The 26,411-nt window shown below is 71.4% G+C and carries 21 protein-coding genes and 1 pseudogene; 14 read left to right on the top strand and 8 right to left on the bottom strand.

The window, feature by feature from the left end; genetic code table 11:
- Positions 1 to 104: 104 nt before the first annotated feature.
- Positions 105 to 2,306, bottom strand: coding sequence for a S9 family peptidase (locus ACPYN4_RS02260; RefSeq protein WP_424445520.1), 2,202 nt, complete (start codon positions 2,304 to 2,306; stop codon positions 105 to 107).
- A 77-nt stretch (positions 2,307 to 2,383) separates the two neighbouring features.
- On the opposite strand from ACPYN4_RS02260, the gene ACPYN4_RS02265 reads away from it, so the two are divergent.
- From ACPYN4_RS02265 to ACPYN4_RS02285, 5 genes are all read left to right on the top strand, one after another.
- Positions 2,384 to 3,742, top strand: a complete 1,359-nt coding sequence (locus ACPYN4_RS02265) for an anion permease (RefSeq protein ID WP_424445521.1) — start codon at positions 2,384 to 2,386, stop codon at positions 3,740 to 3,742.
- On the top strand, positions 3,742 to 4,077 hold the full coding sequence (locus tag ACPYN4_RS02270; protein WP_239280494.1) for a peptidase: 336 nt from the start codon (positions 3,742 to 3,744) through the stop codon (positions 4,075 to 4,077). The genes ACPYN4_RS02265 and ACPYN4_RS02270 overlap by 1 nt, the downstream gene beginning before the upstream one ends.
- A gap of 91 nt (positions 4,078 to 4,168) precedes the next feature.
- Positions 4,169 to 5,059: a phosphodiesterase gene (locus tag ACPYN4_RS02275; RefSeq protein ID WP_424445522.1), complete on the top strand. Its 891-nt coding sequence runs from the start codon at positions 4,169 to 4,171 to the stop codon at positions 5,057 to 5,059.
- Positions 5,060 to 5,174: 115 nt separating this feature from the next.
- Positions 5,175 to 6,635: an aspartate ammonia-lyase gene (locus ACPYN4_RS02280; protein ID WP_424445523.1), complete on the top strand. Its 1,461-nt coding sequence runs from the start codon at positions 5,175 to 5,177 to the stop codon at positions 6,633 to 6,635.
- A gap of 102 nt (positions 6,636 to 6,737) precedes the next feature.
- Positions 6,738 to 7,250: a DUF4190 domain-containing protein gene (locus ACPYN4_RS02285; protein ID WP_424445524.1), complete on the top strand. Its 513-nt coding sequence runs from the start codon at positions 6,738 to 6,740 to the stop codon at positions 7,248 to 7,250.
- Positions 7,251 to 7,301: 51 nt separating this feature from the next.
- Here the strand turns inward: ACPYN4_RS02285 and ACPYN4_RS02290 are convergent, their stop codons facing one another.
- Entirely contained in the window at positions 7,302 to 8,165 is an 864-nt protein-coding gene (locus tag ACPYN4_RS02290; protein ID WP_424445525.1) for a fumarylacetoacetate hydrolase family protein, read from the bottom strand.
- A 56-nt stretch (positions 8,166 to 8,221) separates the two neighbouring features.
- On the opposite strand from ACPYN4_RS02290, the gene ACPYN4_RS02295 reads away from it, so the two are divergent.
- The 3 genes from ACPYN4_RS02295 to ACPYN4_RS02305 all read left to right on the top strand — a co-directional run bounded on the left by ACPYN4_RS02295 (position 8,222) and on the right by ACPYN4_RS02305 (position 10,577).
- On the top strand, positions 8,222 to 9,397 hold the full coding sequence (locus ACPYN4_RS02295; RefSeq protein ID WP_424445526.1) for a PrsW family intramembrane metalloprotease: 1,176 nt from the start codon (positions 8,222 to 8,224) through the stop codon (positions 9,395 to 9,397).
- A gap of 154 nt (positions 9,398 to 9,551) precedes the next feature.
- Positions 9,552 to 9,920 (top strand): FKBP-type peptidyl-prolyl cis-trans isomerase, encoded by a 369-nt coding sequence (locus tag ACPYN4_RS02300; protein ID WP_076691264.1) that lies wholly within the window; start codon positions 9,552 to 9,554, stop codon positions 9,918 to 9,920.
- A gap of 90 nt (positions 9,921 to 10,010) precedes the next feature.
- Entirely contained in the window at positions 10,011 to 10,577 is a 567-nt protein-coding gene (locus ACPYN4_RS02305) for a YceI family protein (RefSeq protein ID WP_076691263.1), read from the top strand.
- Positions 10,578 to 10,662: 85 nt separating this feature from the next.
- On the opposite strand, the gene ACPYN4_RS02310 is transcribed toward ACPYN4_RS02305, so the two are convergent.
- Positions 10,663 to 11,970, bottom strand: coding sequence for an MFS transporter (locus tag ACPYN4_RS02310; RefSeq protein ID WP_076691262.1), 1,308 nt, complete (start codon positions 11,968 to 11,970; stop codon positions 10,663 to 10,665).
- A 116-nt stretch (positions 11,971 to 12,086) separates the two neighbouring features.
- On the opposite strand from ACPYN4_RS02310, the gene rpsO reads away from it, so the two are divergent.
- Positions 12,087 to 12,356, top strand: a complete 270-nt coding sequence (gene rpsO / locus ACPYN4_RS02315) for a 30S ribosomal protein S15 (RefSeq protein ID WP_005048780.1) — start codon at positions 12,087 to 12,089, stop codon at positions 12,354 to 12,356.
- Positions 12,357 to 12,536: 180 nt separating this feature from the next.
- On the opposite strand, the gene ACPYN4_RS02320 is transcribed toward rpsO, so the two are convergent.
- Positions 12,537 to 13,547: an isopenicillin N synthase family dioxygenase gene (locus ACPYN4_RS02320; RefSeq protein WP_424445527.1), complete on the bottom strand. Its 1,011-nt coding sequence runs from the start codon at positions 13,545 to 13,547 to the stop codon at positions 12,537 to 12,539.
- 51 nt (positions 13,548 to 13,598) lie between these two features.
- Positions 13,599 to 14,717 carry an acyltransferase family protein gene (locus ACPYN4_RS02325; protein WP_424445528.1) on the bottom strand — a complete coding sequence of 373 codons (1,119 nt, stop codon included), beginning with the start codon at positions 14,715 to 14,717 and terminating at the stop codon, positions 13,599 to 13,601.
- A gap of 160 nt (positions 14,718 to 14,877) precedes the next feature.
- On the opposite strand from ACPYN4_RS02325, the gene ACPYN4_RS02330 reads away from it, so the two are divergent.
- Both ACPYN4_RS02330 and ACPYN4_RS02335 read left to right on the top strand, forming a co-directional pair.
- On the top strand, positions 14,878 to 16,074 hold the full coding sequence (locus tag ACPYN4_RS02330; RefSeq protein WP_239280503.1) for an LLM class flavin-dependent oxidoreductase: 1,197 nt from the start codon (positions 14,878 to 14,880) through the stop codon (positions 16,072 to 16,074).
- Positions 16,075 to 16,094: 20 nt separating this feature from the next.
- On the top strand, positions 16,095 to 16,766 hold the full coding sequence (locus tag ACPYN4_RS02335; RefSeq protein WP_424445529.1) for an FMN reductase: 672 nt from the start codon (positions 16,095 to 16,097) through the stop codon (positions 16,764 to 16,766).
- On the opposite strand, the gene ACPYN4_RS02340 is transcribed toward ACPYN4_RS02335, so the two are convergent.
- On the bottom strand, positions 16,767 to 18,098 hold the full coding sequence (locus ACPYN4_RS02340; RefSeq protein WP_424445530.1) for a gamma-glutamyl-gamma-aminobutyrate hydrolase family protein: 1,332 nt from the start codon (positions 18,096 to 18,098) through the stop codon (positions 16,767 to 16,769).
- Positions 18,099 to 18,314: 216 nt separating this feature from the next.
- Between ACPYN4_RS02340 and ACPYN4_RS02345 the strand changes: the two genes are divergently transcribed.
- Positions 18,315 to 20,252 (top strand): GDSL-type esterase/lipase family protein, encoded by a 1,938-nt coding sequence (locus ACPYN4_RS02345; protein ID WP_424445531.1) that lies wholly within the window; start codon positions 18,315 to 18,317, stop codon positions 20,250 to 20,252.
- Between the two features lie 22 nt (positions 20,253 to 20,274).
- On the opposite strand, the pseudogene ACPYN4_RS02350 reads toward ACPYN4_RS02345, so the two are convergent.
- Positions 20,275 to 22,066 (bottom strand): annotated as a pseudogene (locus tag ACPYN4_RS02350) (glycoside hydrolase family 15 protein).
- A gap of 62 nt (positions 22,067 to 22,128) precedes the next feature.
- Here ACPYN4_RS02350 and ACPYN4_RS02355 point away from each other — a divergent pair.
- Positions 22,129 to 23,511, top strand: coding sequence for a glucose-6-phosphate dehydrogenase (locus ACPYN4_RS02355; protein WP_424445532.1), 1,383 nt, complete (start codon positions 22,129 to 22,131; stop codon positions 23,509 to 23,511).
- Positions 23,512 to 23,552: 41 nt separating this feature from the next.
- Here ACPYN4_RS02355 and ACPYN4_RS02360 read toward each other — a convergent pair whose 3' ends face one another.
- Positions 23,553 to 23,726 carry a DUF5302 domain-containing protein gene (locus ACPYN4_RS02360; protein ID WP_198159054.1) on the bottom strand — a complete coding sequence of 58 codons (174 nt, stop codon included), beginning with the start codon at positions 23,724 to 23,726 and terminating at the stop codon, positions 23,553 to 23,555.
- Between the two features lie 274 nt (positions 23,727 to 24,000).
- Between ACPYN4_RS02360 and ACPYN4_RS02365 the strand changes: the two genes are divergently transcribed.
- Complete coding sequence (locus ACPYN4_RS02365) at positions 24,001 to 26,280, top strand: polyribonucleotide nucleotidyltransferase (RefSeq protein ID WP_239280464.1); 2,280 nt, start codon at positions 24,001 to 24,003, stop codon at positions 26,278 to 26,280.
- The last annotated feature ends 131 nt before the right edge of the window (positions 26,281 to 26,411 follow it).

Consider the following 26,411-nt stretch of genomic DNA (forward strand, 5'->3'; position numbering starts at 1 on the left):
TGTCATCGATCACACGTCCTGCCTCGGCGATTTTTCCTGTCTCCGTGACGTGACGTGACGTGACGTGACGTGACGCAGGGCAAGGCGGCGCAGGATGCCGCGGGTCAGTCCTCGGCGAGGCCCAGCACGTCCAGCAGCCAGGCGAGTTCGAAGGCGCGCTGGTGCCATGCGTTATAGCGACCGCTGACGCCGCCGTGTCCGGCGGCCATCTCGCACTTCAGCAGCGCGTCCGCACCGACCTCGCGCAGCCGGGCGACCCACTTGGCGGGTTCGACGTAGTACACCCGCGTGTCGTTGAGCGAGGTGACGGCGAGGATGCGGGGATAGCGCACCCCTTCGCGCACGTTCTCGTACGGCGAGTACGACTTCATGTACGCGTACACCTCGGCGTCGTGCAGCGGATCGCCCCACTCGTCCCACTCGATCACCGTGAGCGGCAGCGACGGGTCGAGGATCGTGGTCAGCGCATCGACGAACGGCACGTCGGCGAGGATCCCGGCGAACAGCTCCGGGGCGAGGTTCGCGACCGCGCCCATCAGCAGGCCGCCGGCCGATCCGCCCTCGGCGACCAGCAGCGACGGCGTCGTGACGCCTGCATCGACGAGGTGCTGCGCGACCGCGACGAAGTCGGTGAACGTGTTGCGCTTGTGCTGCAGCTTGCCGTCTTCGTACCACTGCCGGCCGAGCTCGCCGCCGCCGCGCACGTGCGCGATCGCGAACACGACGCCCCGGTCGAGCAGCGACAGGCGCGCGACGGAGAACCCGGGCTCGATCGAGTGCTCATACGACCCGTAGCCGTACAGGTGGACGGGGTGGGCCGCGCCGTCGCCGGGGTCACCGAACGAGCGTTTCCACACCAGCGAGACGGGCACGCGCGTGCCGTCGGATGCCGTGGCCCACTCCCGGCGCTGCGCGTAATCGGCGGGGTCATAGCCGCCGAGCACGGGCTGGCGCTTGCGCAGCAGGAAATCGCCGGTCGCGACGACGTAGTCGTACACCGTCCCGGGGGTGATGAACGAGCCGTACCCGAGCCGCACCACCGGCGGCGCCCATTCCGGATTGCCGGAGGCGCCGGCGGTGTACAGGTCCTCGTCGAACGCGAGCTCGTCCACGCGACCGCTCGCGTAGTCGAGGATGCCCATGCGCGCGAGTCCCTCGCGCCGGTACGACACCACCGCCCAGTCGCGGAACGCGGAGACGTCCAGGAGGCGCCGGCCGGGCTCGTGCGCCAGCACAACCTCGCGCGCGCCGCGCGGGTCGGCTGCCGCCACCCGCACGAGCTCGAAGTCCAGTGCGCCCTCGTTGTGCAGCACGTAGAGCACGTCCTCGCCCCCGACGACGGCGTGTGTCGCGGAGTACTCCACGCCCTCGCGGCGCGGCCAGATCGAGCGCGGCTCGGCAGGCAGGTCGGATGCCGGGACGAGATACTCTTCGGTCGTGATCGAGGACCCCGCTTCGATGACCAGGTACTTCTCGCTGCGCGTGAACCCCGCTCCCACCCAGAACCGGTCGTCGGGCTCATGGAACAGGCGCACGTCGGCGTCGGCATCCGTCCCCACCTCGTGCAGCCACACGGTGTCGGGGCGCCACGCCTCGTCGACGGTCGTGTAGACGACGTAGCGGCCGTCGGGGGAGAAGCACGCGCCGGACGAGGTGTTCTCGACGGTGTCGGGGAGGTCTGCGCCGGTGGCGAGGTCGCGGATGCGGAGGGTGTAGCGCTCGTCGCCCTCGACATCGACGCCGTAGAGCAGTCTGCCGCCGTCGGTGGAGACGTCGAAGCTGCCGAGCGAGAAGAACTCGTGGCCGGCGGCCTCGGTGTTGCCGTCCAGCAGCACGACCTCCCCGGCGACGGGCTCGCCGGGGGTGAGGACAGGTGGGGTCCAGTCGTCGGGCGAGGCCAGGGGCGCCCGGCAGTGGATGCCGTACTGCTGGCCCTCGACGGTGCGGCCGTAGTACCACCAGTCGCCCTGGCGCGTCGGCACCGACAGGTCGGTCTCGAGCGTGCGGGAGCGGATCTCGCCGAAGATGCGCTCCCGCAGCCCTGCGAGGTGGGCCGTGCGCTGGGCCGTGTAGGCGTTCTCCGCCTCCAGGTGCGCGACGACGTCGGCATCCTCTTTCGCACGCAGCCACTCGTACCGGTCGACGACCTCGTCGCCGTGGTGGGTGCGGGTGATGGGGCGGGCGGGGGCGACGGGCGGGGCGGGCGTGCTCACGCGTCCACGGTAACCGACGGCCCTGCCTGCCCGGGCGGTTCTGCGAACACCGGCGGATGTGCGAGGATTTTCCTCGTCCGGTTGCCGGAACATGAACCCACGGTGAACTGTTCGTTCGCACCGCCGATCGCATCGGCTCCCTTCCCTGGAAATCCCGACGAAAGCGAACTGTGGAAACCGCTGCCCTCATCGTCGTGCTGGTCATCGCGCTGGCATTGTTCTTCGACTTCACCAACGGGTTCCACGACACGGCGAACGCGATGGCGACGCCGATCGCGACCGGGGCGCTCAAGCCCAAGGTGGCCGTCATGCTCGCGGCGGGCCTCAACCTCGTCGGTGCGTTCTTGTCGACCGAGGTGTCCAAGACCATCTCGCACGGCATCATCCGCGAAGAGCAGATCACGCCGCTGGACTTCCTGCCGATCATCTTCGCGGGGCTCATCGGCGCGATCACCTGGAACATGCTGACGTGGCTGCTGGGCCTGCCCTCGAGTTCGTCTCACGCCCTGTTCGGCGGCCTCATCGGCGCGACCCTGGTGGGCGCGAGTCTGCAGGCGATCGACTTCGGCATGGTGCTGAGCAAGGTCGTGCTGCCGGCGCTCATCGCCCCGTTCACGGCCGGCGTCATCGCGTTCCTCGTGACCCGGCTGGCGTATGCCGTCACGCGCCGCTACGACAGCAAGCCTGACGGACGCGACGGCTTCCGCTGGGGCCAGATCTTCACGTCGAGCCTCGTGGCGCTCGCGCACGGGACCAACGACGCGCAGAAGACGATGGGCGTCATCACGCTCGCGCTGATCATGGCGGGTTGGCAGGACAGCGACCACTCCGACCCGCAGACCTGGGTCATCTTCGCCTGTGCGTTCACGATCGCGCTCGGCACCTACATGGGCGGCTGGCGCATCATCCGCACGCTCGGCAAGGGCCTCACCGACGTCAAGCCCGCGCAGGGCTTCTCGGCCGAGACCTCCACCGCGGCGACGATCCTCGCCTCCAGTGCCCTCGGCTTCGCGCTGTCCACGACGCAGGTCGCGTCCGGCTCGGTCATCGGCTCGGGTCTCGGGCGGCGCGGGTCGAAGGTGCGCTGGCGCACCGTCGGGCGCATCGCCGTCGGCTGGGTGCTGACCCTGCCGGCATCCGCGGCCGTGGGAGCCGCCGCCGCACTGCTGGTCGTGTGGTTCGGAAACTGGGGGATCGCCGTCGACGCCGTGCTGGCGGTGGCGATCATCGTGGGCCTGTTCTGGCGGTCGCGCCGCAACCAGGTGGACTCCTCGAACGCGATGAGCGAGGTCGCCGACTCGGGACTGGCCGTCAAGGTGCCGCGCAAGGCGCCCCCCACGCGCCGGCAGCGCGCGATCCTCCGGGAGGAGGCGCGGCTGAAGGCTGAGGCGAAGGCGAAGGAGAAGGCGGAGCGCAAGGCGAAGGCGAAGGCCGACGCGAAACAGGCCGCCGATGACCGCCGCGCCGCCGACAAGCAGCGCGCGGACGCGCAGAAGGCGCAGAAGGCCGCGAAGAAGGAGGACCGGTGATGGACATCACGATCGACTGGTTCGCCTTCGTGCAGGTGTTCGCCGCCGCGCTCGTGGGCGCGCTCCTCGTCGTCGGGTTCTACGCCGTCGGACTGCGTCTGCTCGTCCGTGCCGGCCGTGCGCCGGTCGTGGCCCCGGCGGAGTTCACCGACGCGATCACGGTCATCACCGAGAAGGAAGCGCGGCGGGCCGCGAAGGCCGCGGCGAAGGCCGCGAAGAAGAGCCCGCTGACCGAGGGCCAGAAGCGGCTCGCGCTGGTCGGGGCATACGGGTCGTTCGGCCTGTGTGCGCTGGCGGTGCTCGGCGGCCTGGTCCTCATCGTCGTCGGGCACTGAGCGGCAGCGTCGGCGACGCCATCGGCCTCGCGACGCGCGGCGTCGGCCGGCCCCGCGACCGGGCGTCGGCGCCCCGGCCTAGGCTGGGGCCATGCAGTTCGGACGGCACGCACCCGCCCAGCGCGTCATCGTGCACATCAGCGACACGCACCTGCTGGCGGGTAACCGCCCGCTGGGCGGCCGGTACGACACCGCGGGCAACCTGACCGCGACCCTCGCCGCCGTCGAGCGCACCGGCATCCATCCCGATGCCATCGTGTTCACGGGCGATCTGACCGACCTCGGCGAGCCCGACGCCTACGCGGCGCTGCGCGCCGAGGTCGAGCCGTTCGCGGCCCGGCTGGGCGCCCCCGTGGTGTGGGTGGCGGGCAACCACGACGAGCGCCCAGCGCTGCGCGAGGGGCTGCTCGACGCCGCGCCGAGTTCAGACCCGGTCACCGGCGTCTGGGATCTCGGCGGCCTGCGCCTCGTCGCGCTGGATTCCACGGTCCCCGGCTGGCATCACGGCGATCTCGACGCCGCGCAGCTGGACTGGCTGCGGGACGTGCTGGCGACCCCGGCACCCCTCGGCACCATCCTCGCCCTGCACCACCCGCCGCTGCCGAGCCACATCCCGTTCTTCGACATCCTCGAGCTGCAGCATCAGGACGAACTGGCCGCCGCGATCGCCGGCAGCGACGTGCGCGCGATCCTCGCGGGCCACCTCCACTACTCCACGTCGGGCACCTTCCACGGCATCCCGGTCAGCGTCGCCTCGGCGACCTGCTACACGATGAACCTGCAGCGGCCGCCGCAGGGGGTGAACGGGATGGATGCCGGGCAGTCCTTCCAGCTCGTCCACGTCTACGAGGACACGATCACCCACGCCGTCGTACCGGTGGGGGAGGCCGAGACGGCGGACGTCTTCTCTGCGGAGTGGACCCGTCGCATGGCGGCGCTGAGCCCCGCGGAGCGGCTCGAGGCGTTCTCCCGGAAGCGGTGACGCCGCGGCGAAGTCCCGCCGGTCGGCTATACGCGGTGTACACCGCGGCGGTGGAGGCGGCGCGTTAGGCTCGGAGCACATCCACCCGAGGCGACGACCCACAAGGACTGCACTCATGGCACTGGACGCGACGACGCGCACCGAGACCGACTCCCTGGGATCGATGGAGATCCCCGCCGACGCCTACTGGGGCATCCACACCGCCCGGGCGCTGGAGAACTTCCCGATCTCGATGCGGCCGATCTCCGTCTACCGCGACCTCGTGAACGGGCTCGCCATGGTCAAGCAGGCCTCGGCGCGCGCGAACCTCGAGATCGGCGTGCTCGACGCCGAGCGGGCCGACCTCATCGACCGCGCCGCGCAGCGCGTCATCGACGGCGAGTTCCACGATCAGTTCGTCGTCGGCGTCGTGCAGGGCGGGGCCGGGACCTCGACGAACATGAACGCGAACGAGGTCATCACCAACATCGCGCTGGAACTCGCCGGCCGCCCCAAGGGCGATTACGCCTACCTCTCTCCCATCGACCACACCAACCGCTCCCAGTCGACCAACGACGTCTACCCGACCGCCGTGAAGGTGGGCCTGAGTCTCGACCTCATGACGCTGCTGGAGGAGCTCGATCTGCTGCGGCAGTCGTTCCTGGCCAAGGCGGTGGAGTTCCACGACGTGCTCAAGATCGGCCGCACGCAGCTGCAGGATGCCGTCCCGATGACCCTCGGGCAGGAGTTCCACGGCTTCGCGACGACACTCGGGTACGACCACCAGCGCCTCACCGAGAACGCCTCGCTGCTGTACGAGATCAACATGGGCGCGACGGCCATCGGCACCGGCATCACGACGCACGCCGGCTACGCGCCGGCCGTGCTGCGCCACCTCCGGGAGATCACGGGCCTCGACCTCGCGACCGCCGACGACCTCGTCGAGGCGACGAGCGACACCGGGTCGTTCATGTCGTTCTCGGCGTCGCTCAAGCGCAACGCCATCAAGCTCTCGAAGATCTGCAATGACCTGCGCCTGCTCTCCAGCGGCCCGCAGGCGGGGCTCGGCGAGATCAACCTGCCCGCGCAGCAGGCGGGGTCCTCGATCATGCCCGGCAAGGTCAACCCCGTCATCCCGGAGGTCGTCAACCAGGTCGCGTTCTCGGTGGCCGGCGCCGACCTCACCGTCACGATGGCCGTCGAGGGCGGCCAGTTGCAGCTGAACGCGTTCGAGCCGATCATCGCGCACTCGATCTTCCAGTCGATCACGTGGATGCGCCGGGCCATGCGGACGCTCCGGGTCAACTGCGTCGACGGGATCACCGCCAACCGCGAGCGGCTCGGCGCGATGGTGGGCTCGTCGGTCGGGGTCGTCACGGCGCTCACGCCGTTCATCGGCTACGCGGCCTCGGCGGCGCTCGCCAAGACGGCGCTGCTGACCCACCGCAACGTGGGCGACCTCGTCGTCGAGGCGGGGCTCATGACCCGGGAGGAGGTCGACAAGCAGCTCTCGCCGGCGCGGCTGTCGGGTCTGGAGGCCATCACCCAGGCGATCCCGGTCGTCCAGCCGGCCGAGAACGTCGTCGAGGCCGGCTGAGGGGCGGCGCTGCCCACGCGCGGTGCGGATGATGCGCGCGCGCCGCTCCGTCCGTTAGCGTGTCGTCAGCCGGTATGTGCCGGATCGACACAGGAGGCCCCCATGAGCGACCCCAACAGCCCGACCCCCGCACCCGGAAACCAGCCCCCGGCCCCGCAGCCGGCGTACGGCGAGTACGCACCGCCGGCTCCGCCCGCCGCCGACAGCGCCCCGGCCTACGCCGCACCGGCCTACCAGGCGGCGCCGGCCTACAGCGCCGGTCCCGCGGCGAACGGCTCGTACCCGGGCAAGACGCTCGGCATCGTGGCGCTCGTGCTGGCCATCGTGCCGGTCGGCCTGCAGCTGGTCGGTCTGATCCTCGGCATCGTGGCGCTCGTGCAGAGCCGCAAGGCCGGACAGAAGAACGGCATCGCGCTCGCTGCGATCATCGTCAGCGGCGTGCTGCTCGTTCTGACGATCATCGGCATCATCCTCGCGGTCGCCCTCTTCAACGCCGCGGGCGGCGCCGACCTCATCAACCAGGTCAACGCGTGCCTCAACGACCCCACGGGCAACGTGGTCGTCAACGGCATCACGGTCACGTGCGAGGAGATCCTGGAGCAGTCCGGCCGCTGACCTTCGCCACCCTCCTCCACCGAGCATCGGTGGGGGAGAAGGGGGGAGGCGTCAGCCGAGAATGCGGCAGTGGGTCGTGAGCTCGCCGATGCCGTCGATGCCGACCGTCACGGTGGAGCGGTCGCGGAGGAAGATCTGCGGGTCGCGCGAGTAGCCGGCCCCGCCGGGGCTGCCCGTCGAGATGAGGGTGCCCGGCAGCAGCGTCGCCGAGCGCGACAGGTGCGCGATGAGGGTGGACACCGGACGGATCATCTGGCCGGTCGACGCGTCCTGCACGACCTGCCCGTCGACGACGGCCCAGATGTGCAGGTCCTGCGGATCGGGGATCTCGTCGGCGGTCACGATGAACGGCCCGGTCGGCGTGAACCCGTCGAACGACTTGCAGCGCGACCACTGCGCCTCGGAGAACTGGATGTCGCGCGCCGTGATGTCGTTGACGACGGTGTAGCCCCACACGTGCGACAGCGCATCGGCTTCGGCGACGTCCTTCGCCGGCCGACCGATGATGACGCCGAGCTCGGCTTCGTAGTCGACCGACTCGCTGAGCGTGCGCGGCCACGTCGTCGTCTGCTCGTGGGCGGACAGCGAGTTCGGCCACAGCACGAAGACGGTCGGCGCGGTGTCGGCCTTCAGGCCCAGTTCGCTGGAGTGCGCCGCGTAGTTCAGGCCGATGGCGAGCACCACGGGGGGAGCGGGGACCGCCGGACCGAAGGGAAGACCCTCAAGCGCGATGCCCGGCGCGTCGGCGGATGCCGCGGCGACGCGCGCGCGGGCCTCGTCGCCGCCCGCGATCAGCTGCGGCAGGTCGTGCGGTGCGCCGTCGTAGAGGCCCGCAACCGCGACGGCGCCGCGCGGGGTCACCACGACCAGCTGCGGATGCGACGATCCGGGCAGGACGACGTGGGCCAGGCGCATCGTCCCAGGCTACCGTGGCCGTCGGATCCCGGATGCGGCGCAATAGGCTTTCGACCGTGAGCTACCCGTCGCCGCTGGCGCATCGCCCCCAGGTCCCGTCGCAGCCCGTCGCCCCCGCCCCCGTCTCGCCGCCGGTGCTCCCGATGCCCGCACGCGCCGGGCGATCGGTGCCCGTGTGGGCCTACGCGGTACTGGCGGTGCTCCTCGTCGCGCTCGCCGCCTACATCCTGACCTTCCTCGGCGTCGTCGCGCCGGTGGTCGGGATGGTGCTGGCGCTGCTGCCGCTGACCGGGGTGCTCCTGGCGGTGCGGATCGCCGACCGTTGGGAGCCCGAGCCGACCGGGCTCGTGGTGTTCGCGCTCGCCTGGGGCGCGGTGGCCGCCGTCGTGATCGCGCTGGCCGTCGACATCGGTCTCGGCTTCCTCGTGCCCGACGACGGCTCCGCCGCCCGGGCGGCGTTCTCGTCGGTGATCCAGGCTCCGCTGGTCGAGGAGTTCGCGAAGGGACTCGGCGTCTTCATCGTCTTCGCCGCCGCACGGCGCACCTTCGACGGCCCTGTCGACGGCGTCGTCTACGGCGCGCTCGTCGGCGCGGGCTTCGCCTTCACCGAGAACATCCTCTACTTCTCGACGAGCCTCATCGAGGGCGGCGTGGCCGAGACGACCTTCACGTTCTTCCTCCGCGGCATCCTGTCCCCGTTCGCGCACGTCATGTTCACCGCCGTGACGGGGTATGTGCTGGGCCGGGTGGCGCGTCGCGGCACCCCGACGCGCGCCGCGGTGGGACCGTGGATCGGCGGCATGCTGGGTGCGGCCGTGCTGCACGCGCTGTGGAACGGCTCGGCCATGTTCGCCGACTTCTTCGCGCTGTACGCCACCTTGCAGGTGCCCCTGTTCGCGGGGTTCGTCGGCGGTTTCATCGCCCTCCGCCGCGAGGAGGCGCGGCTGACCCGGGAGCGCCTCGGCGAGTACGCCGCCGCGGGCTGGTTCTCGCCGATGGAGGTCGACATTCTCGCCACCCCCGCGGGGCGACGGCGGGCGCTGCAGTGGGCGGCCGGCCTCCCCGGGGATCGCCGGCGCATCATGCGCGGGTTCATCGCCGAGGCGACGAGTCTCGCGGCGGCGCGCCAGCGCGCCCTCACCGGGCGCGACCCGGCGGCGGCCGCCGACGAGCAGGTGTTCCTGACGCGGGCGGTCGCGGCCCGCGCCGCCCTGCTCGCACCGGCCTCTTGACGCCCGCGGGGGTCGCCGCGACAATGGGGGCAGGCCAACTCAGCGCCCGGGAGACACGCAGGCATCGCCGCGGCACCGGGCGCTGAGTCTTGTCCGGCACGGTCCGGCACCGGCCGGGGCGCGCGCCGCGGGCATCCGTGCTTGGATGGATGCCATGAGTGAAGAGCGCACCAAGCCCGAGTTCGACGCCCCCTCCGGCCCCGCGCCGGCCGACCTCGTCATCCGCGACATCATCGTCGGCGACGGTGACGAGGCGAAGCCCGGTGACACCGTCACCGTGCACTACGCCGGCGTCGAGTACGACTCCGGCGAGGAGTTCGACTCCTCGTGGGGCCGCGGCGAGTCCATTCAGTTCCCGCTGCGCGGTCTCATCCAGGGCTGGCAGGACGGCATCCCGGGGATGAAGGTCGGCGGTCGCCGTGAGCTCGTCATCCCGCCGCACCTGGCTTACGGCCCCGCCGGCGGCCACTTCCTGGGTGGCAAGACCCTCATCTTCATCATCGATCTGCTGAAGGTCGGCTGAACGTTCAGAAGATTTTTATATTCGTGGGAATAGATGGTCTGCGGGGGTGTTTCACCCCTGCAGACCATCTTCCGTTTCGAAGGGCATGACATGACCGACACCACGACCACCACGATCGACATCCCCGGCTACAAGGCCGGCACCTGGGTGCTCGACCCCGCGCACAGCGAGGTGACCTTCTCCGTCCGCCACATGATGATCTCCAAGGTGCGCGGCGTCTTCGGCGTCAAGAGCGCCACCATCGAGGCCGGCGAGAACCCGCTCGACACGAAGGTGACCGCCTCCGTCGACGTCGCCTCGGTCGACACGAAGGACGAGGGCCGCGACGCCCACCTCCGCTCCGCCGACTTCTTCGACGCCGAGCAGTACCCGACGCTCGACTTCGTCTCCACGGGTGTCCGCTACGAAGGCGGCGACTTCCTCGTCGACGGCGACCTGACGATCCGCGGCATCACCAAGCCCGTCACCTTCGAGGTCGAGTTCGGCGGCTTCGGCACCGACCCGTGGGGCAACTACAAGGCGGGCGCGACGGCGAAGACCGTCATCAACCGCGAGGACTTCGGCCTCACCTGGAACGCGGCGCTCGAGACCGGCGGCGTGCTCGTCGGCAAGGACGTCACCATCACGCTGGACCTGCAGGGCTCGATCCAGGCCTGACCTGTGCTCGGGGATCCGCCTGCGGACCCCGACGCACCCTGAACGACGACGGGGCGGATGCTGCGGCATCCGCCCCGTCGCCTCATTACGGCACGGGATGCTCGGCGTCGTAGGCCCGGAAACGCGGGCTCAGGCGCACGAGCACCGCGACGAGCGCGATGATCAGCATCCCGCCTAGGAGCGGCGGGAACCACAGCGCCGTGAACGTCGCGAGCGTCCCGGCGTACAGCGCCCCGAGGCGCGGACCGCCGGTGACGACGACGATGAAGATGCCCTGCAGCCGCCCGCGGATGGCGTCGGGCACGGCGGCCTGCACCATTGTGTTGCGGAAGATCGAGCTCACGTTGTCGGCGGCACCGGCGAGCGCAAGCGCGAGGGCCGCGACGACGATGATGACGACGTTCGGGTGCCCCTCGTCCACTGTCTCGGGGGCGAACGCGCCGAGGGCGCCGGCCAGCAGGGCGAGTCCGAACAGGCCGATCGCGACGCCGTAGACGATGATCGCCCGCTCGATGCCGATTCCCTGGCGCCGCACTCGCCCGAACGGGCCGGAGAAGACGCTGCAGACGAACGCGCCCGCGGCGATCGCCGCCGTCAGCACACCCGTCGTGATGGCGCCGCCGCCGAGGAGCACGGCGCCGATCGCGGGGAACAGCGCGATCGGCTGCCCGAAGGTCATCGCGATGATGTCGAGGATGAACTGCAGCCGGATGTTCGCCGCGCGCCGCAGGAACCGCCATCCGTCGCGGAGCGACTCGAGGCCGGGTCGCACCATGGTGCCCTCGGGACGGATCGCCGGCAGCGACCAGAGGCCGAGGAAGTTCGCGAGCATGAGCGCGACGTCGATCGAGTACGTCCACGCGTAGCCGGTGAGGGCGACGAGCACGCCGGCCAGGGCGGGCCCGCCCATCACCATGATGCCCATCGTGATGCCGTTGAGCGCCGACGCCGCCGGCAGCAGCTCGCGGGGGAGCAGCCGGGGCACGATCGCCTGCCGGGTCGCCGAGACGATGGAGTTGGCGGCGGAGTTGACGACGCTCAGCGCGTACAGCCACGCGACCGTCTCGAGGCCTCCCCACGCCAGGACGGCCAGCAGGAACGTCGAGACCCAGGTGACGGATGCCGCGATCAGCGCGACCCGGCGCCGGTCGAAGGCATCCGCAAGCATCCCGCCGTACAGTCCCGCGATCACCATGGGCACGAGCCCGGCGACGGCGATCATCGACACCGCGAACGTCGACCCGGTCAGCTCGTACATGTGCAGCATGACCGCGACGATGGTCAGCTGCCCGCCGAGCCCGGCGAGCGTCGACCCGACCCACATGCGCGCGAAGGCGGGGCTCGCCGTGAACGGCCGCAGGTCGATGAAGCTGTCGCGGCGCAGGCGGGGCATCGTCCGAGCCTAGGAGACTGGTAGACTCTTCAGGTTGCCGTTGGATCGGCCGCGGATAAAGAGAGCCCACGCATCAGGCGTCGGGCGCCGCGCAACAAGGAGAGAGGGGATCACCTATGGCACTGGAAGCAGACGTCAAGAAGGCGATCATCGAAGAGTACGCGACGCACCCCGGTGACACCGGATCCCCCGAGGTGCAGGTCGCGATGCTGACGCAGCGCATCAAGGACCTCACCGAGCATCTCAAGGAGCACAAGCACGACCACCACTCGCGTCGTGGGCTGTTCCTGCTCGTCGGTCAGCGTCGTCGCCTGCTGGGTTACCTGCAGGACATCGACATCAACCGTTACCGCTCGCTCATCGAGCGTCTCGGTCTGCGCCGCTAAGCATCGCACGAGCGTTCAATCGCGCAGAACATTCTTGAGAAGGCCGCCCACGGTGTGGGCGGCCTTCGTCGTTCGCGCGACGGCTTCGCGAGACGGGACATTCGTGTCGAGACGGCATGCGCCGCACCCCGTCTCGACACAGATCTCCCGTCTCGGCGCGCAGGCCGGCGGATGCCAGGGCTATGCGCGGGCGGCGAGCAGGTCGGCGTGCCAGCGCGCGGCGACGTCGGGGTGGGCGCGCAGCCGGGACTTCAACGCGTTCTCGCCGTAGCGCGCGTGGATCGGGTTCGCGGGGTCCTGCGTCACGCCGCGCGCCTGCGCGGCGAGTTCGGCCGGCAGCTCGATGAGCGGCAGTGTCGCGTCCAGGGCCGGGTTGAAGAAGTACGGCACCGAGATCCGATCGTCCGGATGCCGCGGTGAGATCACCCGGTGATTGGTCGCCACGAGGTACCCGCCGGTGGCGTACTCGAGCATCTCGCCGATGTTGACGACGAAGGCGCCCGGCACCGGGGGTGCATCCACCCACACCCCGTCGCGCTGCACCTGCAGCCCGCCCTTGCCGGGCTCGACCCACAGCAGCGTCAGCACACCGGAGTCCTTGTGCGCTCCGACCCCCTGCGCGGGCTCGGGGGCGTCGGTGCCGGGGTAGCGGACGATCTTCAGCAGGGTCGACGGCTCACCGAAGTGCTCGTCGAAGTAGGTCTCCGGCGCGCCGAGGGCGAGCGCCCAGGCCCGGAGGAGCTTCCGGGCCACCCCCGCGAGGTGCTCCTGCCACAGCGCCGTGACCTCGCGCAGCTCGGGGAGGGCCGCCGGCCACAGGTTCGGACCGATGAGCCGCGCGTACTCCGGGGCGTCCGGGTCGTCGACCGCCGCGCGCTCGGGGCCGATGTCGATCTGCTCGCGCCAGTCGACCTTCCCCTGCGTCCGCTCACCGCCGATGCGCGTGTACCCGCGGAACTGCGGGCTGTTCACGTTCTCGATCGAGAGCTTCTCGGCCTCGGGCAGATCGAAGAACGCGCGCGCGGTGCGGCGCAGCCGCGCCTCGAGCTCGGGCGCGACCCCGGTCCCGGTCAGGTAGAAGAAGCCGACGTCGTGGGTCGCGGCGCGCAGCGCCGCGCGAAAGCGGGCGGCGTCGTCCGCGTCGCCGTCCAGGAGCGAGAGGTCGAGGATCGGCAAGTTCAGGTCGCTCATGCGATGAGAGTAGGCGGATGCTGCCGGCATCCGCCCCTGTATTGCGCCGGGTTACCGGGGTCGGCGGGAGCCGGTCGGGTCGGAGCGGTGCCCCTCGCGGCCGGCAAGCGCCGGGTCGGCGAACAGCCACGCGGGACGCGGCTCGATGAGCGGACGGAAGACGGTGCGCACCGGCTTGGTCGCGAGCGCCAGCGCGACGACGACCGAGAGGACCACCACCGCCGGCAGCCACAGCCAGGTCGGCTCGGCGTTGCGGAGGATCCCGGTCTCGCGGAACGGGTACAGCACGAACGAGTGCAGCAGGTAGACGTACATCGTGTACTGGCCGAAATGGGTCCACCAGTACGTGCCGCGGGGGATGAGCGCGAAGAACGCCACGCTGAGCAGGAGCGCGATCGCCATGAGCGCGAGTCGCAGGGCCCCCGACCACCACGGTCCGCCGAGCGTGGCGTAGTCCTCGTCGTAGAACAGCCATTCCCGCAGGTTCACGGCGCGCCAGGTGTCCACGAAGAACCAGGCGACGAAGCCGGTGACGGCGAAGAGGGCGAGCGCGCCCACCCGCACCCACAGCCGCCGTCGCTGCAGCAGCCGGAACCGCGCGACGATGTCGTGGTGGGCGAGCCACCAGCCCAGGGTGAAGAACGGCAGCAGTCCGAGGGTGCGCGACAGCGAGAGCGTCGAGTCGATGTTCGGCCAGTAGCCGACGGCGAGCGAGATGGCGACCGTCCACACGAGCGGCCACCGCAGTAGCGCGAGGTAGGGGAGGACGAGGCGGAAGAGGGCGAGGGCGAGCAGGAACCACAGCGTCCACGACGGCTGGGTGAGGTTGGGGTTCGCCTGGCCCTCCACGAGCCACTTCGTCAGCGTCCAGAGCGTCTCGAAGATGACGTACGGTGCCACGATGTCGGTGAGGACGCGCGCCATCTGCCGTCGGCTCGGGGAGTCGGACTTCGAGAAGTACCCGGAGATGATCGCGAACGCCGGCATGTGGAACGCGTAGACGAGCAGGTACAGTCCGAGCGCGATGTCGCTGTCGTACGTCAAACGCTGCACGGCGTGGCCGAGGACGACGAGCACGATGCAGGCGAAGCGGGCGTTGTCCCACAGCGGCACGCGACGCCGGGGCGCGCGGACGGTGCCGGTCTGCGGGGCGGAGGGCGTCGTCGTCATGTCGCTGGCCACCCTACCCGCCTGTGTCGACGGGTCGGGAATAGCCTGGACGCAGGCGCGTTGCACCAGATACATTCATTTGCATGTATTGGATGCCGCGGCATCCGGGAAGCGAAGTGAGACCGTGAACGAGACCACCACCGGTGGGGCTGCCCCGCAGATGCAGTTCGGCATCTTCACCGTCAGCGACATCACGCAGGATCCGACGACGGGCCACACCCCCAGCGAGGCCGAGCGCATCCGCGCCACCGTGACGATCGCCCGGCACGCCGAAGAGGTGGGCCTGGATGTCTTCGCCCTCGGCGAGCACCACAACCCGCCGTTCTGGTCGTCCTCGCCGACGACGACGCTCGCCTACATCGCCGCGCAGACCGAGCGGCTCATCGTCTCGACGGCGACGACGCTCATCACGACCAACGACCCGGTGAAGATCGCCGAGGACTACGCGATGCTGCAGCACCTCTCCGGCGGGCGCATGGACCTCATGCTCGGCCGCGGCAACACCGGTCCGGTCTACCCGTGGTTCGGCAAGGACATCCGCCAGGGCCTGCCGCTGTCGATCGAGAACTACGCGCTGCTGCACAAACTCTGGCACGAGGACGTCGTGGACTGGGAGGGCAGGTTCCGCACGCCGCTGCAGGGCTTCACCGCCACGCCGCGGCCGCTCGACGGGGTGGCGCCGTTCGTCTGGCACGGCTCGATCCGCACCCCCGAGATCGCCGAGCAGGCCGCGTACTACGGCGACGGCTTCTTCGCGAACAACATCTTCTGGCCCGCCGAGCACTACCAGCGCCTCATCGGCCTGTACCGCCAGCGCTGGGAGCACTACGGCCACGGCACGCCCGAGACGGCGATCGTCGGCCTCGGCGGCCAGGCGTTCATGGCGCGCAATTCGCAGGATGCCGTGGCGCAGTTCCGCCCGTACTTCGACAACGCGCCCGTGTACGGCCACGGACCGAGCCTGGAGGACTTCAGCGAGATGACTCCGCTGACCGTGGGGTCGCCGCAGCAGGTCATCGACCGCTACGCCGGCATGCGGGAGCTGTTCGGCGACTACCAGCGGCAGCTGTTCCTCATGGACCACGCGGGGCTCCCGCTGAAGACGGTCCTCGAGCAGCTCGACTTCCTCGGCGGCGAGGTCGTGCCGGTGCTGCGCCGTGAGTTCGCGAAGGACCGTCCGGCCGCTGTGCCGGACGCTCCGACACACGCGGCGCGCGTGAAGGCGGTCTACGGCGACGGTCCGGCCCGGCAGGCGACGCCGCGGGCGAACCGCGGCGACAACCTCAGCGGCCCGTCGCCCTACCAGGACGCCCCCGCACCCGCCGGAGCCGCCTTCGGCGTGGCGGGCGGCCGGTGAGCGAGAAGCGAGACGAGACCATGAACACCACCACCGCCCGTCGCATCGCCGTCGTCTCGGCCGGCCTGTCCAACCCCTCGTCCACCCGCATGCTCGCCGACCGCATGGCGGCGGCGACGGTCGCGCGGCTCGCCGAGGACGGGATCCAGGCCACCGTCGACACGGTCGAGCTGCGCGACCTGGCGCACGACATCACGAACAACCTGCTCACCGGCTTCGCGCCGCCCGCGCTGGAGTCGGCGATCAACACCGTCGTCTCCGCAGACGGCGTCATCGTCGTCACGCCGATCTTCTCGACGAGCTACTCGGGACTGTTCAAGTCATTCATCGACGTGCTCGATCCCGACGCCCTGACCGGGATGCCGGTGCTCATCGGTGCGAACGCCGGCACGGCGCGGCACTCGCTGGCGATCGACTACGCGATCCGCCCGCTGTTCGCGTACCTGCACGCCGAGCCGGTCTCGACGGGCGTGTTCGCGGCATCCAGCGACTGGGGCGCCGCCGCCGACGACGTCGCGCCGCTGTCCGCCCGCGTCGATCGCGGGGCGCGTGAGTTCGCCGCCGCCATCGCCCGCCGGCCGGCGGCGCAGAACGCCGACCCGCTCAGCCCGGAGAACTATCTCGACAGCTTCACCCGGCTGCTGAACGCGCCGAAGGACGGCCACCTGCTGGGGGGCCTCGCCGGGGAGTAGTCAGCGCGCCGCGAGCCGGCCGGCGCGCACGAGGCTCGCGAAGGCCGCGAAGGGCGCCGCCGCCAGATCGGCGGGGGTGCCCTCGGCCTCCGGGTGCCACTGCACCGCGATGATCGGCAGGCTCTCGTGCTCGACGGCCTCGACGACGCCGTCCGGCGCGACCGCTGTCGCGACGAGCCCGGTCCCGAGCGCGCGGATCGCCTGATGGTGACCCGACGCGACCGGGATCTCGTCGGCATCCATCTCGTCGCGCAGCCGTGAACCGGCGGCGACGGCGACGGGGTGCCACGTCCACTCCAGCTCGCCGCACCCGTCGGTTCCCGGCGTGTGCCGCACCGCGCCCGGGGCGAGGTCTTCGACGAGGGTGCCGCCGAGCGCCACGTTGACCACCTGCAGTCCGCGGCAGACGCCGAGGACCGGCAGGCCGCGCTCGATCGCGGCGGCGAGGATGCCGAGGTCGAGCTCGTCCTGCGCAGCGTTGACGTCGTAGCAGGGTGCGGACGAGTCGCCGCCGTAGCGAGCCGGGTCGACGTCGCCGCCGCCGGGCAGCACCAAGCCGTCGAAGCCGGAGAGGTCGGTGTCCCGCACCACCACGACGTCCAGGCCCTCGGCGCGCACGAGCGCCGCCACGTCGTCGAAGATCGCGTTCGCCAGGCCCACGCGGGCATCGGCCCCGTCGGCGTCGGAGAGGCGGGCGGGCATGGCGATGCGTGACGTCATGACTCCATTCTGGCGGCGCGCACCGGTCACCCGCGCACGGGCGGCGAGGGTGCGGTCGACGACGACCCCGAGTGCGAGCGCCACGACGACCGAGACCACCACGGCGAGCGCGGGGGCGTTGGGCAGAAGCGCCGCGACCGCCGCCCCCACCACGGCCTGGTAGACGCCCCACGCGGTCGCCGCGCCCGCCGCGACCGACAGGTAGCGCACCGCGCCGACGCCCGTCGCGCCGGCGGTGAGGTTGACCGCGAGCCGTGCGAAGGGCACGAACCTCGCGGTGAAGACGACCGCCGCGGTGCTGCGGTCCAGGCGCCCGCGCGCCCAGGCGACGGCCCGGCGCACACTGTCGGTGCGCATCCATCGCCAGCGCTCCACGCCGACACGGCGGCCCACCAGGAAGCACAGGGCGTCACCGGTGAGCGCCGCCGCCGACGCGACGGCGATGACCGCGGCCAGCGGCGGCGCCCCCACCGACACCGACAGGGCCCCGAGGGCGCTCACCGCGACCTCGCCGGGGACGACGACCAGCAGCGCGTCGAGCAGGACGAGGGCGAACAGCGCCGGCAGCAGCCATCCGCTGTGCCCGAGTCCGGCCAGCAGTTCTGCGCTCACCGCTCCGTCCTACCGCGGTCCCGTGAACGGCACGCGAACGGCGGACGTGCGCCCGGCGTCGCCGCAGACGACGCCGGGCTTGCCCGATGGTGACGCGACGTCGGGCATCGCGTGAACACTCTCCCCGGCGCCGGGTCGGACGGGCCACGACCGGACGATGCCCGCCACTGTGGAGACGTGAGAGTCGCGATCGTCGCAGAGACATTCCTGCCCCACATGAACGGAGTCACCGGCTCCGTCCTCCAGGTGTCGTCGTGCCTGCAGCGTGCCGGCCACGACGTGCTCGTCATCGCCCCCGCACCCCGCCGCGGGGGCGACCGCTCCACCCCCGTGGCCACCGAGCGCATCGCGTCGCTCCCGCTGCCGAGCTACCCGGCCGTGCGGCTGGCCGCTCCCCACAGCGCGACCCTCGCGCGGCGGCTGCGGGCCTTCGGCCCCGACGTCGTGCACCTGGCCTCGCCCTTCCTCCTCGGCTGGCAGGCGCAGGTCGCGGCCGACGACCTGCGCCTGCCGACCGTCGCGGTGTACCAGACCGACGTCGTCGCCTACGCCCGCCGCTACGGTCTGCCGCGGGCGACGGCACTCGCCGAACGGCACGTCACCCGGCTCCACCGGCGCGCCACCCTCACGCTCGCCCCCTCGGCCGCCTCGCTCGCACAGCTGGAGGATCTCCGGGTGGATCGGGTCTCGCTCTGGGGGCGCGGCGTCGACCTCGAGCGCTTCGCCCCCGCCCGGCGCAGCGAGAGGTGGCGGGCAGACGTGGGCGGCGGCCGGACCATCGTCGGATACGTCGGCCGTCTCGCGCCCGAAAAGCAGGTCGCCGATCTCGCCGCGCTGGCGGGACTCCCCGGCATCCGCCTCGTGATCGTCGGCGACGGTCCCGACCGTGCGATGCTGCAGCGGCGCCTGCCGGATGCCGTGTTCCTCGGGCACCTGACGGGCGACGCCCTCGCCGAGGCGGTCGCCGGATTCGACGTGTTCGTGCACCCTGGCGAGAGCGAGACCTTCGGCCAGACGATCCAGGAGGCGATGGCCAGCGCCGTGCCCGTGGTCGCCACGGGGCGCGGCGGCCCGGTCGACCTCGTGCGCAGCAGCGTCGACGGCTGGCTGTACCGCCCCGGCGACCTCGGCGACCTGCGGACGCGAGTCGCCGATCTCGTGGGCGACCCCGCGAAGCGGCGCGCCTTCGGCGCGGCGGCCCGCGAGAGCGTCGCACCGCGCTCGTGGGCGACGCTCAGCGACGCCCTCGTCGGGCACTACGCGCGCGCGGCGCGCCTGCGCACCCTCGACGACGCGCGACGCGCGCGGGTGCACCCGCTGCCCTCGCCCCGCCCCGTGCCCGCGGAGACGGCCCCGCGCAGGCCGAGCTGGCGGCGCTACGTCGCGCTCGGCGACTCGATCACCGAGGGACTGTGCGACGCCTCGCGCATGCCCGCAGGGGAGTATCGCGGGTGGGCGGACCGGCTGGCGCAGCTGCTCGCGCTATCGGGCCGGGAGGGGCCGTTTCGCTACGCCAACCTCGCGGTGCGCAGCCGCACCGTCGCGCAGCTCATCGACGAGCAGCTGCCCGCGGCGCACCGGCTCCGCCCCGATCTGGTGTCGGTGCTCATCGGCGCGAACGACCTGGTGGGCGCTCGGGCGGACGTCCCGGCGCTCGCCGCCGCGGTCGGCGGCGCGGTGGCGAGCCTGCGTGCGGCGGGGTGCGATGTCCTGCTCGTCACCCCGTTCCTGCCCGATCGCCGCGCGGCGGCGATCTTCGCGCAGCGCTTCGCCCGGTTCAACGCCGAGCTCCGGCGGATCGCCGCGCGCACCGGCGCGATCCTCCTCGACCTCGAAGCGCACCCCGACCTGGGGGCGCCGCCGCTGTGGGCAGACGACAGAGTGCATCTGCGCTCGGCGGGCCACCGCTTCGTCGCGTACCGGGCGGCCGATGTGCTCGGGGTGCCGGATGCCGCGGCACTCGCGGGCCTCGACGAGGCCCTGCACGCCGACGACGAGCCCGCGCCGGCGGGCACGTGGCTGCGACGGGATGCGTTGCCGTGGCTGTGGCGGCGGCTGCAGGGCCGGACGGCCGGAGACGGTCGGTCGGCCAAGCACGAGGGCTACATCGTGATCCCGCGTCCCGGCACGCGGGACCGGGCGCAGCAGGGCTGAGCGTGTCGGCGGACGCGCCGGATCAGCTGCGGCCGCCGGCGGCGTGGACGGCGTCGGCCGCCCGCACGAGCGCGAGATGCGACAGCGCCTGCGGCGTGTTGCCGGCCTGCCGGCGCCCTGCCACGTCGTACTCCTCCGAGAACATCACCACATCGTTCGCCAGGGCGCAGACCCGGTCGACCATCGCCCGGGCATCGGCGACCCGCCCCGACCGGGCGTACTGCTCCGCCAGCCACAGCGAGCACGCGAGGAACGGGTTCTCGTCACCGCCCAGACCGTCCACACCGGTGTCGGTGCGGTACCGGTGCACGAGGCCGTCGACGACGAGGGTGCGCTCGATCTCGGTGACCGTCGCCAGCATCCGCGGGTCGTCGGGCGCACAGAATCCGACGGCGGGCAGCAGCAGGGAGGCGTCGACCTCGGTCGAGCCGTAGAACTGCGTGAACCATCCGCCGGGGGCGGCGCCGCGCGCGTCGATCTCCGCGCGCGTGCGATCGCGCATCCGCTCCCATTCTTCGACGGGACCCGCCAGGCCGTGCTCGCGGACCGCGGACGCCGCGGTCGAAGGCCGCCCAGACGAGCGCCCGCGAGTGCGTGAACATGTGCGGCTCGCCGCGGATCTCCCAGATGCCGCGGTCGGGCTCGTCGAACCGCGCCGTCGCGTGGCCGAGGAGCGCACGCTCCAGCGGCCACGAGAAGGCTGACTCCGCCAGTCCCGCGTCGCGGGCCGCGTGCAGGGCCACGAGCACCTCGCCGATGACGTCGGCCTGGTACTGCAGGGCGGCGCCGTTGCCGATCCGCACCGGCGCGCTGCCCCGGTACCCGGGAAGCGACTCCAGCTCGCGCTCCAGCAGGTCGCGCTCGCCGCCGATGCCGTAGACGATCTGCATCTGGCTCGCGTCGCCCGCGATGGCCCGCAGCAGCCACGACCGCCAGTGGTCGGCGGCCTGCAGGAAGCCGTGGGCCACGAGGGCCTCGAGCGTCAGCGCTGCGTCGCGCAGCCACACGAACCGGTAGTCCCAGTTGCGCTCGCCGCCGAACTGCTCCGGCAGCGACGTCGTCGCGGCGGCGATGATGCCGCCGGTGTCGCGATGGGTGAGCGCCCGCAGGATCAGCAGCGACCGGACCACTTCGGCGCGGTGGACCTCGCGCACGTCGATGCGGTCGGCCCACTCCGTCCACCACGTTCGGGTGCGGTCGAGGGCGGCCGCGACGTCCAGACGCCGCGGCGGCTCCCGGTGGGACGGATGCCACGTCAGCACGGTGTCGTGCACCTCCCCGGCGGCGACCGTCACCTGCGCGCGGTGGGAATGGTCCTCGGGCTCGAACTTCGCCCCGCGGAGCACGAGGCTGTCGGGACCGGCGATGGCGACGAGTTCGGGCTCGGCGCGCGTGCCGCGCTGCCGCACCCAGGGCAGGGCGCGGGCATAGTCCGGCCGCATCCGCAGCCGGTGGGTGAAGGCGACCGAGCCCGACACCCCGACCAGCCGTCGCACGAGGTCGATGCGCTCGACGACCGCGACCGTGTGGGGCGCGATCGTGAGGGCGTCGTGAACCTCCGCGACGCCGCCCGGCGTCGTCCAGCGTGTGACGAGCGTGAACGTGTCGCCGTCGTAGTGGCGCTCCGCGACGGCGTCGGGCTCGTCGGGGCGCAGCTGCCAGCAGCCGTGCGCGTCATCGCCGAGCAGCGCGCCGAAGACCGACGCGGAGTCGTATCGCGGCAGGCACAGCCAGTCGATCGCGCCGTCGCGGGAGACCAGGGCCGCGGTGCGGCAGTTGCTCAGCAGTGCGTAGTCCGCGATCTCAGAGGGCATCGATGCGATTCTCGCAGGCGCCCCCACGCGGCTCGGCAGGCTCGCGGGTTAGTGTGGCGTTCATGTCGGACGAGACGGTGTTCGTGATCATCGGCGCGAGCGGCGACCTCGCCTCGCGCCTGCTGCTGCCGGCGCTCGGCGAACTCCTTGTCGCCCAGCCCGAACGGCGCGTGCACCTCGTCGGAACCGGTCGCAGCGAGAGTTCCGACGCGCAGTGGCGGAAGACCGTGCGGCGCGCGTTCGGGACGGCGGATGCCGAGAGCGCGCTCACCGGGTCGATCGTCTCGACCCCCTACATCCGCGCAGACGCATCGACCGCGAGCGGCCTGCGGACGATCCTGCACGCGTTGCCGGAGGTGGACGACGGCCGCGTCGTGCTGTACTTCGCCGTGCCGCCGCAGGTCGCGGCATCCGCCTGCCGTGCCCTGAAGCCGAAGGATCTGCCGCCGGGCACGATCCTGGCGCTCGAGAAGCCGTTCGGCGACGACGAGGCCAGCGCGCGCGAGCTCAACGAGGTGCTGGGCGCGCTCGTGCCCGAGCGTCAGGTGTTCCGGGTGGACCACTTCCTCGGCCGGTCCACGGTGCTGAACCTGCTGGGCGTGCGCTTCGCGAACCGCTTCGTGGAACCGGCGTGGTCGGCCGAGCACATCGCCGCGATCACCGTCCGCTTCGACGAATCGCTGGGGCTCGAGGGACGCGCCGGGTACTACGACCGGGCGGGCGCGCTCGTCGACATGATCCAGAGCCACCTGCTGCAGGTGCTCGCGATCCTCACGATGACACCGCCCGCGACGCTCGGCGACGCCGACGTGCGCGATGCGACGGCCGCCGCGCTGCGGGCCACGCACGTGTGGGAGGACAACGCGGTCCGTTTCTCCCATCGCGCCCGCTACACCGCCGGCACGATCGACGGCCGCGACCTGCCGGACTATGCCGCCGAGCCGGGCGTCGACCCGTCGCGACAGACCGAGACGCTCGCGCAGGCGACGTTCGAGGTGCGCACCGACCGCTGGGCCGGGGTGCCGATCACGCTCCGTTCGGGCAAGGCGATCGGCGACGCCGTGACCGAGATCGTCGTGCGCTTCCGGCCGGTCCGCCACCTGCCGGCCGGCTTCACCGGCGCCGAGGAGCCCGCCGTGCTCCGCTTCTCACTCGGCCCCGACCGGCTGTCGCTGTCGATCAACGTCAACGGGGGAGCGGATCCCTTCGCCCTGCAGCGGACCACGCTCGAGGCCGACCTGGGCGTCGGGGCGCAGCGCGCGTACGTTGACGTGCTGGCGGCGCTCCTCGACGGCGACCCGACGCTGTCAGTGCGCGGCGACGCCGCCGAGGAGTGCTGGCGCATCCTGCAGCCCATCCGCGACGCCTGGGCGCGCGGCGACGTGCCGCTGGAGGAGTATCCCGCAGGTTCCGCCGGCCCCGCGGACTGGGATCCGGACCGCTAGAGAGGACGGTTCCAGCGATACCGACGCTCGGCGGGACGGGCTCAGCCGCTCTTGCGGCGGAACTCGCGCTTGGTGACGGCGCCGTGGGTGCCGTGGATCGCCGAGTCGCCGTCCAGGTGCGCCTCGCCGACGCGCTGCTGCGCGTTCTTCTTCTCGAGCGCCTCCTTGAACTTGCGCTTCATCTCGTCGGATGCCGTGGTGTCGTCGGTGCTCATGATCACCACCATACGCACGCCCCGCGCGTGCTGCCTATGGTCGCCTGATAGGCTGGTGCAGGATGCCGTGGATTCTCCGCGGAATCTGGAGCAGGCCGGCAGGAAGCTGGTCGCTTGTGGTGGGTTCCTCTCTCGCAGAGTGACTTTCGACTGGTGACCAGCGCTGACGATCTCCGCGACGCTGTCGCGCGTCTGGATCTGCCTGTTCCTGCTCCTTCGCACGATCTCGCGGTCGAAACGCGCCCGCGAGTCTAAACAAAGAAGGAGAGACCTCTTGGAAGGTCCTGAAATCACCGCCGCCGAAGCCGTCCTCGACAACGGCCGCTTCGGCACCCGCACGATCCGGTTCGAGACCGGACGACTCGCGCAGCAGGCACAGGGTGCCGTCGCCGCGTATCTCGACGAGGAGACGATGCTCCTCTCGGCCACCAGCGCCGGCAAGCACCCGCGCGAAGGCTTCGACTTCTTCCCGCTGACCGTCGACGTCGAGGAGCGCTCCTACGCCGCCGGCAAGATCCCCGGCTCGTTCTTCCGCCGCGAAGGCCGCCCCTCCACCGAGGCGATCCTCGTCTGCCGTCTCATCGACCGCCCGCTGCGTCCGTCGTTCGTCGACGGCCTCCGCAACGAGGTCCAGATCGTCGTGACCGTCCTGTCCATCGCCCCCGGCGAGTTCTACGACGCGCTCGCGATCAACGCGGCATCCCTCTCGACGCAGATCTCGGGTCTGCCGTTCTCCGGCCCGATCGCCGGCGTCCGGCTCGCGCTCATCCCCGGTCACGGCGAGCACGCCGACCAGTGGGTCGCCTTCCCGAAGGCCGAGCAGCTCGAGGATGCCGTCTTCGACCTCATCGTCGCGGGCCGCGTGCTCGAGGACGGCGACGTCGCGATCATGATGGTCGAGGCCGAGGCCACCGAGAACAGCTGGAACCTCATCAAGGCCGGCGCCACGAAGCCTTCCGAGGAGATCGTCGCGCAGGGCCTCGAGGCCGCCAAGCCCTTCATCAAGGAGCTCGTCGCGGCGCAGAACGTCGTGGCGAACACCGCCGCCAAGGAGATCCAGCCCTACCCGGTCTTCCCGGCATACAGCCAGGAGGTCTACGACTTCGTCGCCGGCCGTGCCTACGACCGCCTCGTGCCGGTGTACCAGATCGCCGACAAGGTCGAGCGTCAGAACGCCGACGACGCGATCAAGGACGACGTCAAGGCGCAGCTGCTGGCCGCCGTCGAGGCGGGCGAGCTTCCCGCCGGCGCGACGCTGGAGTTCTCCGCCGCGTACAAGTCCGTCACGAAGACGATCGTCCGCGGTCGCATCCTCGCCGAGGGCGTCCGCATCGATGGCCGTGGCCTCGCGGACATCCGTCCGCTGGATGCCGAGGTCCAGGTGATCCCGCGCGTGCACGGCTCGGCGATCTTCCAGCGCGGCGAGACCCAGATCCTGGGTGTCACGACGCTGAACATGCTCAAGATGGAGCAGCAGATCGACTCGCTGTCGCCCGTGACGAGCAAGCGCTACATGCACCACTACAACTTCCCGCCCTACTCGACCGGTGAGACCGGCCGTGTCGGTTCGCCGAAGCGTCGCGAGATCGGGCACGGCTTCCTGGCCGAGCGCGCGCTCGTGCCGGTGCTGCCCAGCCGCGAGGAGTTCCCCTACGCGATCCGCCAGGTCTCCGAGGCGCTCGGCTCCAACGGCTCGACGTCGATGGGCTCGGTCTGCGCCTCGACCCTGTCGCTGCTGAACGCGGGCGTGCCGCTGCGCGCGCCCGTCGCCGGCATCGCCATGGGCCTCGTGTCCGACCAGGTCGACGGCCAGACGCGCTACGCCGCGCTGACCGACATCCTGGGCGCCGAGGATGCCCTCGGTGACATGGACTTCAAGGTCGCCGGCACGAGCGAGTTCGTCACGGCCATCCAGCTCGACACGAAGCTCGACGGCATCCCGTCGTCGGTGCTGTCGGCCGCGCTGACGCAGGCCAAGGAGGCGCGCCTGACGATCCTGAACGTCCTGAACGCCGCCATCGACGGCCCGGACGAGATGGCTCCCACCGCGCCGCGCGTGATCAGCGTGCAGATCCCGGTCGACAAGATCGGCGAGCTGATCGGCCCGAAGGGCAAGACGATCAACGCGATCCAGGACGAGACCGGCGCGCAGATCTCCATCGAGGAGGACGGCACCGTCTACATCGGCGCGACCGACGGCCCGTCGGCCGAGGCCGCCCGCGCCCGGGTCAACGCGATCGCGAACCCGACGAACCCGGAGGTGGGCGAGCAGTTCCTCGGAACCGTCGTCAAGCTGGCAGCGTTCGGTGCGTTCATCTCGCTCCTGCCCGGCAAGGACGGCCTGCTGCACATCAGCGAGGTCCGCAAGCTCGCCGGTGGCAAGCGGGTCGAGAACGTCGAGGACGTGCTCTCGGTCGGCCAGAAGCTGCTCGTGAAGATCACGAAGATCGACGACCGCGGCAAGCTGTCGCTCGAGCCCGTGCTCGAGGAGGCCGCCGACCAGGAGGGCCGCGCCGCCGCGAGCGAGGGCCCGGAGGCTCCCGCCGAAGGCTGAGCCACCGCACTAGGACACGGATGCCCGCTTCCTCCCGTCTCGGAGGGGCGGGCATCCGTTTTCCGCGCGGATTGTCCCCCGAACGGGGGACATCGCAGGGTCCCGAACGGATGCCGTGACCCAAGCGTTAT

Origin of the sequence: Microbacterium sp. CH-015, from assembly GCF_049707015.1 — a bacterium.
GTDB lineage: Bacteria > Actinomycetota > Actinomycetes > Actinomycetales > Microbacteriaceae > Microbacterium > Microbacterium aurum.